At 61.4% G+C, this 15,194-nt stretch carries 15 protein-coding genes; 4 read left to right on the top strand and 11 right to left on the bottom strand.

The features are described from left to right. Positions 1–206 precede the first annotated feature (206 nt). Positions 207–1,901 (top strand): DUF4384 domain-containing protein, encoded by a 1,695-nt coding sequence (locus J7447_RS13405; RefSeq protein ID WP_209169831.1) that lies wholly within the window; start codon positions 207–209, stop codon positions 1,899–1,901. Between the two features lie 17 nt (positions 1,902–1,918). Continuing rightward, positions 1,919–2,503 carry an OmpA family protein gene (locus tag J7447_RS13400; protein ID WP_209169830.1) on the top strand — a complete coding sequence of 195 codons (585 nt, stop codon included), beginning with the start codon at positions 1,919–1,921 and terminating at the stop codon, positions 2,501–2,503. 51 nt (positions 2,504–2,554) lie between these two features. Here the strand turns inward: J7447_RS13400 and pth are convergent, their stop codons facing one another. Continuing rightward, on the bottom strand, positions 2,555–3,343 hold the full coding sequence (gene pth, locus J7447_RS13395; RefSeq protein ID WP_209169829.1) for an aminoacyl-tRNA hydrolase: 789 nt from the start codon (positions 3,341–3,343) through the stop codon (positions 2,555–2,557). A 159-nt stretch (positions 3,344–3,502) separates the two neighbouring features. Continuing rightward, positions 3,503–4,126, bottom strand: coding sequence for a 50S ribosomal protein L25/general stress protein Ctc (locus J7447_RS13390; RefSeq protein WP_022998099.1), 624 nt, complete (start codon positions 4,124–4,126; stop codon positions 3,503–3,505). A gap of 344 nt (positions 4,127–4,470) precedes the next feature. Between J7447_RS13390 and J7447_RS13385 the strand changes: the two genes are divergently transcribed. Then, entirely contained in the window at positions 4,471–4,818 is a 348-nt protein-coding gene (locus J7447_RS13385) for an RNA methyltransferase (protein WP_077292121.1), read from the top strand. A gap of 1 nt (position 4,819) precedes the next feature. Here the strand turns inward: J7447_RS13385 and J7447_RS13380 are convergent, their stop codons facing one another. Together J7447_RS13380 and J7447_RS13375 are read right to left on the bottom strand one after the other, a co-directional pair. Next, complete coding sequence (locus J7447_RS13380) at positions 4,820–5,506, bottom strand: MOSC domain-containing protein (RefSeq protein WP_022998097.1); 687 nt, start codon at positions 5,504–5,506, stop codon at positions 4,820–4,822. After that, complete coding sequence (locus J7447_RS13375) at positions 5,503–6,069, bottom strand: MarR family transcriptional regulator (RefSeq protein ID WP_209169828.1); 567 nt, start codon at positions 6,067–6,069, stop codon at positions 5,503–5,505. Before J7447_RS13375 ends, J7447_RS13380 begins: the two co-directional genes overlap by 4 nt. 87 nt (positions 6,070–6,156) lie before the next feature. Between J7447_RS13375 and J7447_RS13370 the strand changes: the two genes are divergently transcribed. After that, on the top strand, positions 6,157–6,927 hold the full coding sequence (locus J7447_RS13370) for a hypothetical protein (protein WP_209169827.1): 771 nt from the start codon (positions 6,157–6,159) through the stop codon (positions 6,925–6,927). Between the two features lie 182 nt (positions 6,928–7,109). Here the strand turns inward: J7447_RS13370 and J7447_RS13365 are convergent, their stop codons facing one another. The 7 genes from J7447_RS13365 to J7447_RS13335 form a co-directional block, all read right to left on the bottom strand. Beyond that, on the bottom strand, positions 7,110–8,402 hold the full coding sequence (locus tag J7447_RS13365; RefSeq protein ID WP_206906844.1) for an amidohydrolase family protein: 1,293 nt from the start codon (positions 8,400–8,402) through the stop codon (positions 7,110–7,112). 9 nt (positions 8,403–8,411) lie between these two features. Continuing rightward, on the bottom strand, positions 8,412–9,356 hold the full coding sequence (locus J7447_RS13360; protein ID WP_022998093.1) for an ABC transporter permease: 945 nt from the start codon (positions 9,354–9,356) through the stop codon (positions 8,412–8,414). Continuing rightward, positions 9,353–10,435 carry an ABC transporter permease gene (locus tag J7447_RS13355; RefSeq protein WP_062487649.1) on the bottom strand — a complete coding sequence of 361 codons (1,083 nt, stop codon included), beginning with the start codon at positions 10,433–10,435 and terminating at the stop codon, positions 9,353–9,355. The genes J7447_RS13360 and J7447_RS13355 overlap by 4 nt, the downstream gene beginning before the upstream one ends. Next, positions 10,432–11,979, bottom strand: a complete 1,548-nt coding sequence (locus tag J7447_RS13350) for an ABC transporter ATP-binding protein (RefSeq protein WP_209169826.1) — start codon at positions 11,977–11,979, stop codon at positions 10,432–10,434. The genes J7447_RS13355 and J7447_RS13350 overlap by 4 nt, the downstream gene beginning before the upstream one ends. A 96-nt stretch (positions 11,980–12,075) precedes the next feature. Then, positions 12,076–13,083 (bottom strand): BMP family protein, encoded by a 1,008-nt coding sequence (locus J7447_RS13345; protein ID WP_031268255.1) that lies wholly within the window; start codon positions 13,081–13,083, stop codon positions 12,076–12,078. A 390-nt stretch (positions 13,084–13,473) separates the two neighbouring features. After that, a complete protein-coding gene (locus J7447_RS13340) occupies positions 13,474–14,406 on the bottom strand; it encodes a ribose-phosphate pyrophosphokinase (RefSeq protein ID WP_031268253.1) in 933 nt (310 codons plus the stop codon). A 239-nt stretch (positions 14,407–14,645) separates the two neighbouring features. After that, the gene (locus J7447_RS13335) at positions 14,646–15,167 is read right to left on the bottom strand and encodes a hypothetical protein (RefSeq protein WP_022998088.1); all 522 of its coding nucleotides are present in this window, start codon (positions 15,165–15,167) and stop codon (positions 14,646–14,648) included. Between the last annotated feature and the right edge of the window lie 27 nt (positions 15,168–15,194).

The raw sequence follows: 15,194 nt of genomic DNA, 5'->3' as shown, positions 1-15,194 counted from the left end.
GACTTTGCAGCGCTAAATGCCCGAGCCGGGTCAAGAGGTCAAGGCTTTGGCGGACTGCGGGCGGGTGTTTGTCAAGAGCATGTCAGGATGAAGCGGCAAAAGGAAAGTCGTCCGGCGATGTGATCCGGCTGAAAGCTTCCCTCCGGTTGTTTATCGGTTATAGTCGTGTGGGTGTTTTGGGCGATTGTTTTGGGAATTGGGACGCGATGATTTTCAGTCGCAAGAAACACGGGTTTCTGTGTGCATTTTCCGGCAGCCTGTTTGCCACCCTGGCTGTCGTCACCACTTGTGCCACTGTCTTCTCGGCAAGTCCGGCATCGGCTCAAAGCTTCAATCCGCGTGATCTGACGGGCCTTCTGGGCGATGCGCCGATCGATCCTGCGCTGCTGGAAGGCGTCGGACAGGTAAATGTCACACGGGCCTATATCCCCGACGCGATCGACCTGTCGCCAATGATGCCACCACCCCTGCTGCAGACATACGGCAGCTGTGTTTCCTATGCCATCGGGTATGCCATGCGCGGCTATTACGCTGCGCTTGAAAACAACGTGGAACCCGGCAACCGCACCTTCACGCCAAGTCCGGCGTTTCTCCATTCGCAGATCCGCAACCGGCAGGAGGCGTGTGAAACCGCCGGAAGTCATGCGCTTCTGGCGATGGCCTATTTCAAGGGCAACGGCTCTCCCGACCAGGACGACATTCCGGACGCCGCCATGTGTTCGGAACGGGTGGAAACCGCAACGATGGCCCCCGACAGGTTCCGCATTCGAGACTTCCTGTTCGTGTTCGACAAGGGTCGCCAGCGCCGCAACGCGACGGACCGGGATCTGGATGCGATCAAGCAGCAGCTGGCGGCGGGTAACCCCGTGGCCACCGGGTTCCTGATGGTCGGCGTGGTGCCGTCCTCCCAGACGCCGGACGGGGTGACGCTGCAATATCTGAAATCGGGAGAGATCTACCAGGGATCGCTCGGGCGCCACAGCGGGGCCGCCGGAGGACACCAAATGGTTTTCGTCGGGTACGATGAACGGCGTCAGGCATTCCTCGTCCAGAACTCCTGGGGGCCATACTGGTCCGGAGACGGGTATGGCTGGATCAGCTACGAGGCAACGAAGGCCGACATGCACAACGCGTCGATCATGCGCACGTCCATCGTGCCGCCGCGTCCGGTGCCAGGGCTGACCAGAACCGACCGGGACAATGAGGTGGCCTTTGCGGGGGATAGCTGCAGCAGCCTTTACGTGAGCGAAGATACGCCGGACGGCATGCCGCTGCTCGCCGGTTTCGTGAGTACTCAGGAAGCGCTCCGGAAACTGGAAGCGGAGTTTCCGCCCGAGCAGCTTCAGAAAATCGATGTCAGGCCCTGGCCCGTGTGTGAAGCCCTGAAGACCCTTGCCCGGCCACTGGCGGAACCTTCGCGCCCGCGCATTCGGCTCCTGGGAGGCAGCGCGGATCTACGCTACGGAGATTCGCTGGCCTTCGAGGTAACTGCGCCGGACTTCGCCTCGTTTCTCTATATCGTCTATCTGCAGGCCGACGGCACTGTGGTGAACCTCTTTCCGCGTCGTGGTCCGGTGCGCCAGCAGGTGCAATTCGGCGACCGTTTCGTCTATGGCGATGGCCGGCAGGGGCGTCAGAAGTTCACCGTGCAGCCACCTGCCGGATCGGAAGCCATTATCGTGATTGCAGCTCATAGCCCCGTCATCCAACTGGAAGAGCTGGAAAACGGCGGATCCGGGCAATTCTCCATGCCTGTGAGCGCTGAAGGCGGCGCCGGTAACGCGGACGACAGATATTTCCTGACGGCATTGCGGGCAGGGATGGCGGACCGGCCGGACGAAATGAGCCTGCCACGTGAGATTTCTGCAGCCGTCCTTCATTTGACGATCCGGGAAGAGTGACACTCAAAGGTTTCGACATGCGCTTTCTTATCGAATTTGCGACCGCCCGCCTGGCATTGGCTCCCGTTCTGGCGCTGCTGGTCCCTATGATGCTGCCAGCCGGCGCCTCCGCCCAGTCCGTCACGCCGGATCAGATCATCAACGCGTTGTTGCCAGACGCCGGCGCGCCGAAATCCCGGTCCATGCGAAAGCAGGAACCGCACCCGTTCCGCGGGATCAGCATCGAGGGCCAGTTGCCGCCGGAAGTGGAGCTGCCGCGCATCAATCTGACGGTCAATTTCGAGTTCGATTCCGCCTCACTGACCAACGACGGCATTCTGACGTTGCAGGCGCTCGGACAGGCCTTGCAGGACCCACGGCTCAGGAACATGCGTTTCCAGATCGCCGGGCACACGGACCTGCGCGGCACGTCGGCCTATAATCTGGACCTGTCGAAACGAAGGGCGTTCATGGTCGCGGAGTTTCTGGCAGCGTTCTATACGATCCCCCGTGAACGGCTTGTGCCTGTTGGCTACGGCGAAAGCCGTCCTGTCGATCCGGGCGATCCGGCCAGCGGCCGCAACAGGCGTGTGGAGATCATCAACGTTCAGCCGCTGTCCTGACCGCCAAAGGCAGGCAGCCCGGTTGCGCTGGTGTTCTTGGACAGACCGTCCTCAGTCACCGCCGCCGAGCAGCTTTTTCAGCATGTCAGCCATGGGTCCTGACTTGGGCAAATTGACTGACTTGCCTTGCCGGGCCTGGCGAATATGGCTCTGGCCCTTGGGTTTGGCTGGTGCGGGGGTGCCCTGTCCGGGAGCAATGGCCTTGGCGGCTCCAGTCGTGCCATCCTTTGCCTTGCCGTCCTGGCTCTTGCCCTTGCGCTGTGCCTTTTCCGGCTCCAGGGCCAGGGTCAACTTGTTGGCAAACTGGCTGTCCTTGCCTTCGGCCAGCAATGCAGCCTGATCGGCGACTTCCGTCAGGAGCGGCTCCAGCCAGTCCCGATCGGCCTTTGCGAAATCACCCAGCACGTAGTTCGACACCAGCTTCTTGTCGCCCGGATGACCGATGCCGAGGCGCAGCCGGCGGTAGCTTTCGCCAATATGCGCCGTGATTGATCTCAGGCCGTTGTGGCCGCCGTGGCCGCCGCCGATTTTCATGCGGAATTTCGCGGGCGGCAGGTCGAGTTCGTCGTAGATGACGACAATGTCTGCCGGCTCGATCTTGTAGAACCGCATGGCTTCGCCGACAGAGCGGCCGGATTCGTTCATGTAGGTGCTGGGTTTCAGCAGCAGGACCTTTTCCGAGCCGAGGCGGCCTTCGGAAACCTGACCTTGAAAACGGGCTTTCCAGGGCTGGAAGCCGGAGTGGCGGCGATGGATCTCATCAACGGCCATGAAACCGATATTGTGCCGATTGCCTTCGTATTTGGCGCCCGGATTGCCCAGGCCGACGATCAATTTCATGGTGTGCCTTTCAAGGTAGAGCGGCTGCATGTAGCGCAATGCAGACCGGCTGGCTAATCCTGAAACGAAAAAGCAGCCGATGGCGGCTGCTCTGCAAGTTTTCCCGCAAGGGGAAGGGAGGCGGAGGCCGCCTCCCGATTTTTAAAGCAAGACTGCAGCTTATTCAGCTTCGCCTTCACCTTCTTCTGCTTCAGCTTCGTCGTCGGTCTCTTTCATACCGGCCGGAGCAGCGATCGTGGCGATGGTGAAATCGCGATCGGTGATGGTCGGCTGGCAGCCTTCCGGCAGCTTAACTGCGGAAATGTGCAGGCTGTCGCCCGGCTGTGCCTTGGCCAGGTCGATTTCGAGAGCTTCCGGAATGTTGTCGGCCGGAACGGTCATTTCGACGGTGTGGCGAACAATGTTCAGGACGCCGCCCTTCTTGATGCCCGGGCAGGTTTCTTCGTTCAGGAAGTGAACCGGAACTTCAACCGTCAGCGTGGAGCCCTTGGCAACGCGCAGGAAGTCGACGTGCATGACGTCGTCGCGTACCGGGTGCAGCTGGAAATCCTTGGCAATAACCTGATGCTTTTCGCCGTCCACATCGATGATACCGATGTGTGTAAGGAAACCACCCTTGTGCAGGGTAATGGTGGTTTCCTTCACCGGAATGGTGATCGGCAGTGCCTGTTTCTTGTCGCCGTAGATCACGGCAGGGAGAAGGCCTTCGCGACGCAGTGCCCGTGCGGCCCCCTTGCCCACCCGGTCCCGTGCCGACGCCTTCAGCTCATAGCTGGCAGCCATGGCAAAACTCCTTCGAGTGTATAGGTAACGGACCGGCGAACCACCGTGCCAGAAGACTCATGTTGTCCGGGATCGGTCCAGAAGCGCCTCCTCCAGGGGTGCAGGCGCGAGCGCGGATATACCCAAAGCGCAAGGAAAGTGCAAGTCCGCAGTCGCTCGTTTGTCGCAGGGAACTGCGGAAATTTCAAGCTGGTCACCTGCAAACCGGTCTGTAACACAGATTTGCTGAACCTTTCGGTTGACCGAATGGCTCGTCCGGAAGAGGCTGCGGTCCTCTGTGCGGGTATGTCTCCCGCTGTCCGAACCCGTTTTCCTGACCTTCCCTGTCTGAAAGAATCGACCCCATGGCCATCGATGAAGACCTCAACGACCGTTTGCGCGAGGCGCTTGGAAACAGGGCAGGCATCAGCGAAAAAAGGATGATGGGCGCGATGTGCTTTCTGCTGCATGGCCACATGATCGCGGGTGCCGACCGCACCAGGGAGGGGGAACGACGTTTCATCTTCCGTCTTGGCAAGTCCAGCCATGCTGTCGGGCTGGCACTGCCGGGTGCTGAACCGATCGTTCAGGGCGGGCGCACGTTGAGTGGCATGTTCTTCGTCGGTGAAGACGATTGCACCGACGAAGTTCTGCAAAACTGGCTGGATCTTGCCATCGCCAATGCTTTGACACTGCCGCCGAAAGGTGCCTGACCTATCCGTTGAGCCTTTTCGATGTGTCTTCCTGAAAGGCCGGGTCGGCTTTTTTGGCGAAGGAGACACGCCAGGGTTCAGCCAGCTCTTCAAGTTCTGACAGGGCCTTTGCCACCGCCGGATCCAGCCGAGGGTTGAACCGGGCGTGGATCACCTCGCGCAGGTTCCAGTCAGGGCAGGGGCGTTCAACGACGGTCAACTCGTCGCCTGCCTGAAACGACCCTTCCTGCAGCACCCGGAAATACCAGCCGGTTCGGCCTGTCTTCTGGAAATGGGCTGCCTGCGTAGGGTTGTCTGTATGCATGTTCAGCTTCCAGCAGGGCTGGCGGCCCTGGGAAATCTGCATGCGGACCGTGCCCGCCGACAGGATGTCGCCGATGCACAGGTCTTCCTCGGTAAAGCCTTCTGAAGCGATGTTCTCGCCGAAACCGCCTGGCTGATAGATTTCCGCCTTTTCCGGAAAGGCGTCCCGCCAGTGGGCATAATGCTCCGATGGATAGATATGCAGTGCCTTTTCCGGTCCGCCATGTACGGAAAGATCCGCCTGACGGTCGGTGGTGATGCCGGTGGAGCTGACCTGGAGGATACCATCTGCGCGGGTCTTGCGGATGGCAGACGGCTCCTTGCCCTCCCAACGGTGTTCTGGCTCTCCGGTGAAGAGGGAGACGATACGGGCTTTGGCGGTCATGGCTGATGGCTTTCGGCTGGTGTGTGTTCGTGACAGAGCTGTGCGGCATCGACAGGCGAGAGCGGCACGTTGAGCAGCTTGCAATAGCCCCCCGTTTCCCTTGCCTCGTGATGGCGGCAGGTGCTGCAGAGACCGAACGAGCGGCCACCGCGCTGATGCAGCATCGTCAGGACAAGTGCTTTCAGGGACGAGGCCAGAGACGCGGCGACGTTCGGCGGCAAGGCGTCGATGACATTCTCCAGAGACGAAGGGTCCTGCAGCAGGTCCCGGCCTGCCTGGGTGACGTCATAACGAATGCTGCGCTTGTCTTCGTCCGAACGCGTTTCGGCGATCAGCTCCTTGCGGGAAAGTGCCTTGAGGGTTTGCGAAGCCGTGCCGCGTGTCGTTGCCAGAAAATCGGCGACGTGCGAGGGCGCGCGTGAAAAGCGGTTTGCCCGGGCAAGATAGTTGAGCGCAGCAAATTGTGACGGGTTCAAAGGCCCATTCCATTCCTCGGCAGCGGCAAGACGCGTCAACCGGTCGATCAGGTCGCGAATGGTCTGTGTGTCGGTTGGAGCAAACATGCTCTCTATGTAGCGAGTCGAAATTAAACTTGCAATAGTTTCGACTCGCTACTAATAAGGCTGCGTCCTCAATCAAGGAGAAAGCCGATGTACAAATCCATTTCCCTAGCCGTTCTGACTGCCGGAGTGTCGGCAATTGCCCTGCCGACTGTGGCATTTGCAGGCGGCAATCATGCGCTCCACCAGACGGGAGCAATCCTGTCGCCGGAAAACCAGGAGATCGACCCGAACTACGACATCCTGGCCGCCCATGTGCACCGCAAGGGGCGTGTCGTAACCTTCCACATGACACTGAAGGGAACGGCCGGTGCGAGCGTGCCGGAGGCAAACGGTGCGCTCGCAGGGGCGCCGGTGCAGTCCTATGTCTGGCCAACGTCACTGAAACCGGAAACGGTCGGGTTTGAAGGGGGGAACGGCATCCTTGCGCTGGTGGCTACCAGCCATCCGGATTTCGACGACACACCGCTTTTTGATGAAGACGGCGACGGCGACCTTCTGAACGATGGCGCGAATTGGCACTCGCACTGGGTGGTGCTGACACCGAACGAGGCCTGCGGTGCCGGCGCACTCTCCGTGCAGGATATTCCCGATGGTACCAACCCGAAGATGCCGGCCACCTGGCCGGGCCTGCCGATCTACATCGACAGCCCTGGATTTTCACCCGTGATGGAGGCAGAGGAAATTACCCTCAACGTGGCCTTTGCCGATGAAAGCACTGTTGAGACCCTGTCGTATGACGGCGTCACGTCGGCCCTGCGGGTGAACCAGAACGTCCACGCCCCACTGCTGTGCGTCATCGACGTCTTCGACGTTGCCTCCGGCGATCTCAGCTTGCCGGGAAAAATGACCGGGAACTGAGCCGCATCAGCACCAACCACTCACCGCGTCATTACCGGGCTTGACCCGGTAATCCATGCCATGACCGGGCCGGGTCCCAAGGCCGTGATTGGGCTCGGGAAACGGAATGGATGCCATGGTCGAGCCATGGCATGACGGAGTGTGTGGGGGTTTTGGTGCAGGGGCCGAACTTGGAAAGACCGTCAGCCCTCGTGCGGAGCGTAGGAGGCCGGGTCGACCTGGGCCGGACGTCCGGGGAGGGTGAGTTGCGCCTGCCGGGCCGGGGTTGTTGCGATCACCTTGCCGGACTTGACGACCGCAAGGCGCGTTGCCTTCAGGCGAATGGCCTCGATCGTGTCGCGGGCCTGCAGCAGCACGAAATCCGCCTTGCAGCCTTTGTCCAGGCCGTACCCGTCCAGGTTCATCGCCTTGGCCGGATGCGCGGTGACGCAGTCGTAGCAGTAGCGGATGGCGTCGCGGCTGGTCATCTGGGCAACGTGAAGCCCCATGGAGGCGACCTCCAGCATGTCGCCGGAGCCCATCGAGTACCAGGGGTCCATCACACAGTCGTGGCCGAAGGCGACGTTGATGCCGTAGGACCGCATCTCCGGAACACGGGTCTGGCCGCGGCGCTTTGGATACGTGTCGTGCCGGCCCTGCAGCGTGATGTTGATCAGCGGGTTCGCAATGGCATGCACTTCCGCTTCGGCGATCAGCGGCAACAGCTTGGAGACGTAGTAATTGTCCATGGAATGCATGGACGTCAGATGCGATCCGGCAACGCGGCCCTGCAGCCCGAGGCGCTGGGTCTGATAGGCGAGCGTCTCGATGTGACGTGACATCGGATCGTCGGTCTCGTCGCAGTGCATGTCGACCATCAGACCGCGTTCTGCCGCGATTTCGCACAGCCGCGCGACCGAACGGGCGCCGTCGTCCATGGTGCGCTCGAAATGCGGAATGCCGCCGACGATGTCGACGCCCATGTCGAGTGCCGTCAGAAGGTTCTTCTCGGCAGTGGCAGAGCGGTAGAGCCCGTCCTGGGGGAAGGCGACCAGTTGCAGGTCGATGTAGTCCTTCACCTTCTCTCGCACTTCCAGCAGGCCTTTTACGCCCGTCAGCCTGTCGTCGCACACATCCACATGGGTGCGGATCGCCAGCAGCCCCTGCGAGACGGCCAGATCGCAATATCTCAGGGCGCGCTCGACAACGGCATCGACGGTCAGGATTTCCTTCAGTTCTCCCCAAAGCGCGATGCCTTCCAGCAGCGTGCCGCTGCGGTTCATGCGCGGCAGGCCGAGCGACAGCGTCGCATCCATGTGGAAGTGGCTGTCAACAAACGGTGGCGACACGAGGTGTCCGCCAGCATCGATCACCTGGCCGGCGTCCGCCGTGATCCCGGCTTCCACAGCCTCGATACGGCCGTTCCGGCAGGCAATGTCGATGCCGTGGCGGCCGTCGGGCAGGTTGGCGTTCTTGACGAGGAGATCGAAACTCATGGGACTGTCTCAGCGTTGACCACGGAAGTAGGGCACAAGAAGAGCCCTTGGATAGTCTGCCCGGCGGGCAACGACAATCAGCGCGGCGATGGAAAGCAGATACGGCATCATCAGGAACACCTGGCCGGGAATGAAACTGCCGACCTCGGTCTGAAGACGCACCTGGAAGGCATCAAAAGCCCCGAAGAGCAGGGCGCCGATCAGGGCCTTGCCGGGTCGCCAGGAGGCGAACACCGTCAGGGCGATGCAGATCCAGCCACGGCCGTTGACCATGCCGAAGAAAAACGCGTCGAAGGCCGACATGGTCAGGAACGCGCCGCCAAGCGCCATGATCGCGGAGCCCGCAACCACCGTCCCGATGCGGATCGCATAGACCGAGAGGCCTTGCGATTCCACGGCAGCCGGATTGTCGCCGACCGCCTGAATGGCCAGGCCGAGCGGGGTTCGGTAGAGCACATAGGCCGTGACCGCGACCAACAGCAGGGCGAGGAAGGTCAGGGGCGTCTGCTGGAACAGGGCTGGCCCGAGGAACGGCAGATCACTCAGGCCCGGAATGTCGAGGGGCTTGAAAGCCTCGATCCGGGGCGGTGACGAGACGTCCGGCAGGGCCGTCCGGTAGATGAAATAACTGAGCGAAGTGGCAAACAGCGTCACGCCAATGCCCGAGACGTGCTGAGAGAGCCCGAGAGGCACGGTCAGAATGGCGTGGATCAGTCCGAAGAAGGCGCCGGCCATCGCCGCGACCAGAACGCCGCCCCACAGGCCTGCGCCGAGCCAGACTGCCATCCAGCCGGCCATGGCACCGGCGGTGAAGATGCCTTCGATGCCGAGGTTGAGGACGCCGGCGCGTTCGCAAACAAGCGCTCCGATGACGCCGAAGATCAGCGGGGTCGCGATGCGGAGCGCGGCCGCCCAGAAGTTGGCGGAGATGAGAATGTCGAGGATCTCGGTCATTCTGCCGCCTCCGGGTTTGCCTGGCTGCCGACAAAGCGGATCTTGAAGCGCAGGAACAGACCGGAGACGAGGACGCACAACAGCGCCATGGCGACGATCAGGTCTGCCAGATAGTTGGAGACACCAGTGGCACGGGACATGGAATCGGCCCCTACAAAGATGCTCGCGATGAAAAGAGCCGCCAGAACGACACCGGCCGGGGATAGCCCGGCAAGCATGGCGACAACGATGCCGGAATAGCCGAAACCGGGCGAAAGGTCAGCGGTCAGATAGCCTTTCAGACCGGCAACTTCACCAACGCCAGCAAGCCCTGCCAGCGCGCCGGACAGAAGACCGACGCGAATGAAGGTTGCGGTAACCGGAATGCCGGCGTGACGGGCGGCAGCGGCGTTCTCGCCAACCGCGCGGATTTCGAAACCCCAGACGGTGCGTTTCAAGAGGAAATAGACGCCGAGCGACGAAACGAGGGCGATGACAAGACCCCAGTGAATACGCATCCGGTCCATCAGCTTGGGCAGGGCGGCTTCGTCGAGGATCGGTTCGGACTGCGGCCAGCCCATGCCCATCGGGTCCTTCATCGGACCTTCCAGCATCATCTGGACGAAGAGCAGGATGATGAAGTTCAGCAGCAAGGTGGTGACGACTTCATCGACGCCAAGCCGGGTTTTCAAAAGGGTTGGACCAAGCATGACCAGCCCGCCGGCGAGCGCACCGGCAACGATCACCATGGGAATGAGAAGGTAGGGCGGTGCGGAAATGACGCCGGTGCCGACGGCAACCGCCGCAAGGGCGCCGGCATAAAGCTGGCCTTCCGCGCCGATGTTCCAGAGCTTGGCCCGGAAGGCGACGGCTGCCGCCAGGCCGGTGAGGATCAGCGGTGTCGCTCTTGTCAGCATTTCGGTGAAGGCAAAGAGTGAGCCGAAGGCGCCCTTGGCCATGAGGCTGTAGGCCTCGAACACCGACAAGCCGGCAAAGGCCATGGGGATGGCGGCAAGCACCAGGGCGGCAACAGCCGCGGCAATCGATACACCCAGCATTCGGGAAACGGAGGAGGGGCCACGCGGTTCGAAGCGGATCATGCTGCGTCCTCCGCATTGTGTCCGGCCATCCTGAGGCCGAGAGAGCCGCGGTCCAGCGTCTCGCTGGGTTCGGCTTCGGACAGATGCCCGCGGTGGATCACGGCGATCCTGTCGGAAAGGCGCATGAGTTCGTCGAGATCCTCCGAGATCAGGATGACACCGGCCCCGCGGTCGCGAGCCGCCAGCAGGCGCTTGTGAACATCGGACGTGGCGCCGACATCCAGCCCGCGCGACGGCTGGGCAGCCAGCACCACCTTTGGAACAGTTTCAAGGGTTCTGGCCAGTACGATCTTCTGGATATTGCCACCCGACAGTAGCCGCGCCGGGCTGTCCTCACTCTGGCAACGGATATCGTAGGCCTTGATCAGGTTGCGCGCCCGCTCCCGCATGGCGGAGAACCGCAGCAGACCGAGGCGCTGGTTTTCCGGTTTGCGGATGGCTTCGATGGCAAGGTTTTCCGAAACGCTCATCGCTCCGACAATGCCGTCGTGATGACGGTCTTCGGGAATGCGGGCAAGGCCGTTGTCGATCATGGTTCGGGCACTTGCGTGACCGATCACCGTGCCTTCCAGCGTCATGGATCCATGGGTGAGCGGTTCCAGACCGGAAATGACCCGTGCAAGCGTCGTCTGGCCGTTGCCCGAAACCCCTGCAATGCCAAGGATTTCACCGGATTTCAGCGTGAGATCAACCGCGTGCAAGGCATCGCGGCCATGTCCGGCGGAGGCCTTGTTCAAGACGAAAAGCGGTGCGCCCGGTGTGCCGGGGGACCGCATTGTCTCGACAATGGCATGGCCGACCATCAATTCGGCCAGCTTGCGCCGGTCGCATTCCGCTGTCGGCAGGTCGGCCACCTTGCGGCCACCGCGCAGCACGGCGACCCGGTGCGAAGAGGCAAGGACTTCCGCCAGCTTGTGCGAGATGAAGATGATGCCGAGCCCGTCGTCGGCCAGCTTTTTCAAGGTCGCGAACAGAGTGTCGGATTCCTGGGGTGTCAGCACAGCGGTCGGTTCGTCCAGAACCAGCACGCGGGCATCGCGGTAGAGCGCCTTCAGGATTTCCACCCGCTGTTTTTCGCCGACGGAAAGCTGGGAAATACGGGCATCGAGGGAAACCGTCAGGCCGGAACGGGCCATCAGCTCTTCCAGTTTGCGGCGGGCAGGCGCCCGGGAAGAGGAAAGCGTGGCAAGCCGTTCCGTGCCCAGAAGGATGTTGTCGAGCGCGCTCAGGTTTTCGGCAAGGGTGAAGTGCTGGTGCACCATGCCGATGCCGGCCTGGAGAGCGGCATGCGGCGAGCCTGGTTCCAGTTCGCTCAAGCCGGAGCCGTCCGGCGAAACCATGACCCGGCCTTCGTCGGCCACGTAGTGCCCGAAAAGGATGTTCATCAAGGTGGTCTTGCCGGCGCCGTTCTCGCCGAGAAGGGCAAGGATCTCGCCCTGATTCAAATCGAGCGATACGTCGCCATTGGCCGTCAGAGCGCCGAAGCGCTTGGTGATGCCGTCCAATCGCAGCACGACACCAGCGTCCTGTGCCGGACCTGCCATATGATCCCCCCGGGAAAAGAATGAATGCCGCGCTTGAACCCCGCGGCCGGGAATCGCCGGCGGTCATTGTGACCGCCGGACGTGGCAGGCGAAAGCCTACATGGTGGATTTCGGTTCGCTGTCGTTCACATTGACGCGGAACAGGCCGTCGAGGATTTCCTGCTCCTTGGCCTTTGCCGCGGAAACCGCGTCGGCAGGAGCAAGGCTTTCGTCCACAACGAAGCTGCCGCCGCCGTAGGACATGAAGCTGTAGGGGCCGAAATCGGCAGGTTCAAAGGTGTCGCTGGCAACAAGGCCGATCGCCTTGTCGATGGTCGGTTCCATGTGCCACAGCGCGGAGGACAGGATGGTGCCCGGATAGTCGCTTGCCGTGTCGATCACGTTGCCAATCGCCAGAATGCCCTTTTCCTTGGCCGCATCGGAAACGCCGAAGCGCTCTGCGTAGAGAATGTCCGCACCCTTGTCGATCATCGCGAAGGCAGCTTCCTTGGCCTTGGGCGGATCGTACCAGGAGTTGATGAAGGTCACGAGGAACTTCACGTCCGGGTTCACGGAGGTTGCGCCTTCCATGAAGGCGTTCATCAGGCGGTTCACTTCGGGAATGGCGTAGCCGCCGACCATGCCGATGACATTCGACTTGGTGGTAGCGCCGGCGATCATGCCGGAGAGATAGCTCGGCTCATGGATCCAGTTGTCGAAGACGGCAAAGTTCGGCTGAGCCGGTCCGAAGGACGACCCCATCAGGAAAGCCGTGTCCGGATATTCCGCAGCCACCTTGCGGGCAGCGCGCTCGACGGCGAATGCTTCGCCAACCACCAGATCCATGCCCTGTTCGGCGTATTCACGCATGACGCGCTCATAGTCGGTGTTGGCAACGTTTTCGGAGAAGGTGTAGGTGATTTCGCCGCGTTCCTGGGCGGCTTTCAGCGCCTTGTCGATGCGGCTGACCCACTGCTGTTCGACGGGAACGGTGTAGATCGCTGCGACCTTGACCGGGTCGGCGGCATTGGCGGAAGGAACGGACAGTCCTGCCGATACTGTGACAGCCAGTGCGGCCGTCAACATGGCCCTGCGGGCCCTGGAAAATGGTTTGGAAGTGAGCATCTGAAATCCCCTGGAAAAGACCTTGTGCAAGCTTAGATGATCACAAAATATGCGTGCTCACAAGCTGGGCAGGAGCTTCGGCGGCAAATTTTTTGAACAATTGGGAAAATTTGTGAGGCTTGGCGCGGACTGGTTGTGAGGGATGGAAACTACCCGTCCGGTGTTGGCGTGAATGTGGCCTGAAGGGGCGAATACGGGGGCCCGGCTGCAAACCCTGTGGGGGCCGGCTTCCAGCTCCGATTCCCTCCCGCCGGGTCGGGCGTGGCCGCAACTTTACGGCAGCGAGCAATACGGCAATCGCGGAAAAGGCAAGTCTCGCAGAAAAATGTGGGCTGAACGCAAAAACGCCCGGCACGGGCCGGGCGTCTTGAGCAGTCGATGTTTCGGCGATCAGCTGAAGAGGCTGGAAACCGACTTTTCCAGTGCCGTGCGGTTGATTGCTTCGCCGATCAGCGGGGCAATCGAGATTGCACGGATATTGGCTGCAGCCGTGATGGCGGCAGTCGGTTCGATGGAGTTGGTGATGACCAGCTCCTTCAGCTTGGAAGAGGTCACGCGGGCGACGGCACCACCGGACAGAACGCCGTGAGTGATATAGGCCGTTACCGACTGTGCGCCCTTGGACAACAGGGCTTCGGCGGCGTTGCAGAGCGTGCCGCCACTGTCGACGATGTCATCGACCAGGATGCAGTCATAGCCTTTGACATCACCGATGATGTTCATGACTTCCGATTCCCCGGGCTTGTCGCGACGCTTGTCGACGATGGAGAGCGGAGCTTCGATGCGCTTGGCAAGTGCACGGGCGCGCACCACGCCGCCGACATCCGGAGATACGACCATGACATTGTCGGTCGCGTAGCGTTCCTTGATGTCGCGCGTCATGACGGGCGCTGCGAACAGGTTGTCTGTCGGGATATCGAAAAAACCCTGGATCTGACCGGCGTGGAGATCCAGGGTTAGAATGCGGTCGGCACCGGCTTCGGTAATGAGATTGGCCACCAGCTTTGCCGAGATCGGGGTTCGGCCGGAGGCGCGGCGATCCTGCCGGGCGTAGCCGAAATACGGAATGACCGCGGTGATACGGCGGGCAGAGGACCGGCGGAGCGCATCGATGATGATGAGCAGCTCCATAAGGTGGTCGTTTGCCGGGTAGCTGGTCGGCTGGACGACGAATACATCTTCGCCGCGTACGTTTTCCTGGATTTCTACGAAGATTTCCTGGTCGGCAAACCGCCGGACCTGGCATTTGGCGAGAGGGGCATCCAGGTATTTGGATATTTCCTCAGCCAGGGCTCGGTTGGAATTGCCCGCGACGATCTTCATGAGCCGCAAGTCCTTCTGGTGCGACGGCGGTTTTGCAGACAGGTTGTGCCTTGCAAACACGCGGAAAGGCCTAGGTCTTAAGTCATGTGCCGGGTGCCGGGAGCCTCGCTCGGAAACCCTCGGCAGGCGGCGGCGTTGTAACAACCAAGCAACCGGACCACAACAGGCGTTCGTGCCTGACGCCCGCTTTTTTTTATTTTTTGTGACGCCACGCCGGAATTACCCGGCAAAGCAATTCATTATCGGTTGAGCCAGGCCTTGATTTCCACCATCGAGCGATTGGCAATGCGTGACAGCGTGCCGGAGCTGACAGCCTGCCATGGGTCGCCCGAGGCTCCGCCGGTATCTTCCGTTCCGGAGATTCGCTTCACGCGGCGACCAGAGCTGTCGACGATGTCGAAAACGTAGAAGACCGTGCCGTTGGAAGGCTGCCCGGTGGCCGACAGATAGCCATTGACCCGGTAGGTGGCGGCCGCGCCGATGCGGCGCACCAGCGTGATGCCCTGTTTGCGGGCTTCGGAGCCGATCATTTCGGACAGCTCGTCGGCAATGTTGCCCGGTGCACCGGTAAACGGTTCGAACGCGAAGGTGATGCCTTCTTCCGGGTCGACCTGTCCGGCGATCGTCGGCGCGGTGACAGTGGTCGAGATCGGAGTAGGGGGCTGTGGAGCAGCCTGACAGGCTGCAAGCCCTGCTCCAAGCAGTAGAACCGCCAACAGGCGCCGGGAAGAAATGGATTGTTGGGTGGTCTTGTCTGTCATGGAGACGCTTGGCTCTCGCGGTCGATA

Origin of the sequence: Labrenzia sp. R5_0 (genome assembly GCF_017743835.1) — a bacterium.
In the GTDB taxonomy this organism is placed as follows: Bacteria; Pseudomonadota; Alphaproteobacteria; order Rhizobiales; family Stappiaceae; genus Roseibium; species Roseibium algicola.
This window is presented reverse-complemented; position numbering and strand designations above follow the sequence as displayed.

Excerpts from the sequence above, each read along its gene's own strand:
- pth (WP_209169829.1), bottom strand. The coding sequence starts at position 3,343 with ATGAAATTGATCGTCGGCCTGGGCAATCCGGGCGCCAAATACGAAGGC.
- J7447_RS13385 (WP_077292121.1), top strand. The coding sequence starts at position 4,471 with ATGGCCATCGATGAAGACCTCAACGACCGTTTGCGCGAGGCGCTTGGA.
- J7447_RS13365 (WP_206906844.1), bottom strand. The coding sequence starts at position 8,402 with ATGAGTTTCGATCTCCTCGTCAAGAACGCCAACCTGCCCGACGGCCGC.
- J7447_RS13370 (WP_209169827.1), top strand. The coding sequence starts at position 6,157 with ATGTACAAATCCATTTCCCTAGCCGTTCTGACTGCCGGAGTGTCGGCA.
- J7447_RS13360 (WP_022998093.1), bottom strand. The coding sequence starts at position 9,356 with ATGACCGAGATCCTCGACATTCTCATCTCCGCCAACTTCTGGGCGGCC.
- J7447_RS13355 (WP_062487649.1), bottom strand. The coding sequence starts at position 10,435 with ATGATCCGCTTCGAACCGCGTGGCCCCTCCTCCGTTTCCCGAATGCTG.
- J7447_RS13375 (WP_209169828.1), bottom strand. The coding sequence starts at position 6,069 with ATGTTTGCTCCAACCGACACACAGACCATTCGCGACCTGATCGACCGG.
- J7447_RS13335 (WP_022998088.1), bottom strand. The coding sequence starts at position 15,167 with ATGACAGACAAGACCACCCAACAATCCATTTCTTCCCGGCGCCTGTTG.
- J7447_RS13400 (WP_209169830.1), top strand. The coding sequence starts at position 1,919 with ATGCGCTTTCTTATCGAATTTGCGACCGCCCGCCTGGCATTGGCTCCC.
- J7447_RS13345 (WP_031268255.1), bottom strand. The coding sequence starts at position 13,083 with ATGCTCACTTCCAAACCATTTTCCAGGGCCCGCAGGGCCATGTTGACG.
- J7447_RS13350 (WP_209169826.1), bottom strand. The coding sequence starts at position 11,979 with ATGGCAGGTCCGGCACAGGACGCTGGTGTCGTGCTGCGATTGGACGGC.
- J7447_RS13405 (WP_209169831.1), top strand. The coding sequence starts at position 207 with ATGATTTTCAGTCGCAAGAAACACGGGTTTCTGTGTGCATTTTCCGGC.
- J7447_RS13380 (WP_022998097.1), bottom strand. The coding sequence starts at position 5,506 with ATGACCGCCAAAGCCCGTATCGTCTCCCTCTTCACCGGAGAGCCAGAA.
- J7447_RS13390 (WP_022998099.1), bottom strand. The coding sequence starts at position 4,126 with ATGGCTGCCAGCTATGAGCTGAAGGCGTCGGCACGGGACCGGGTGGGC.
- J7447_RS13340 (WP_031268253.1), bottom strand. The coding sequence starts at position 14,406 with ATGAAGATCGTCGCGGGCAATTCCAACCGAGCCCTGGCTGAGGAAATA.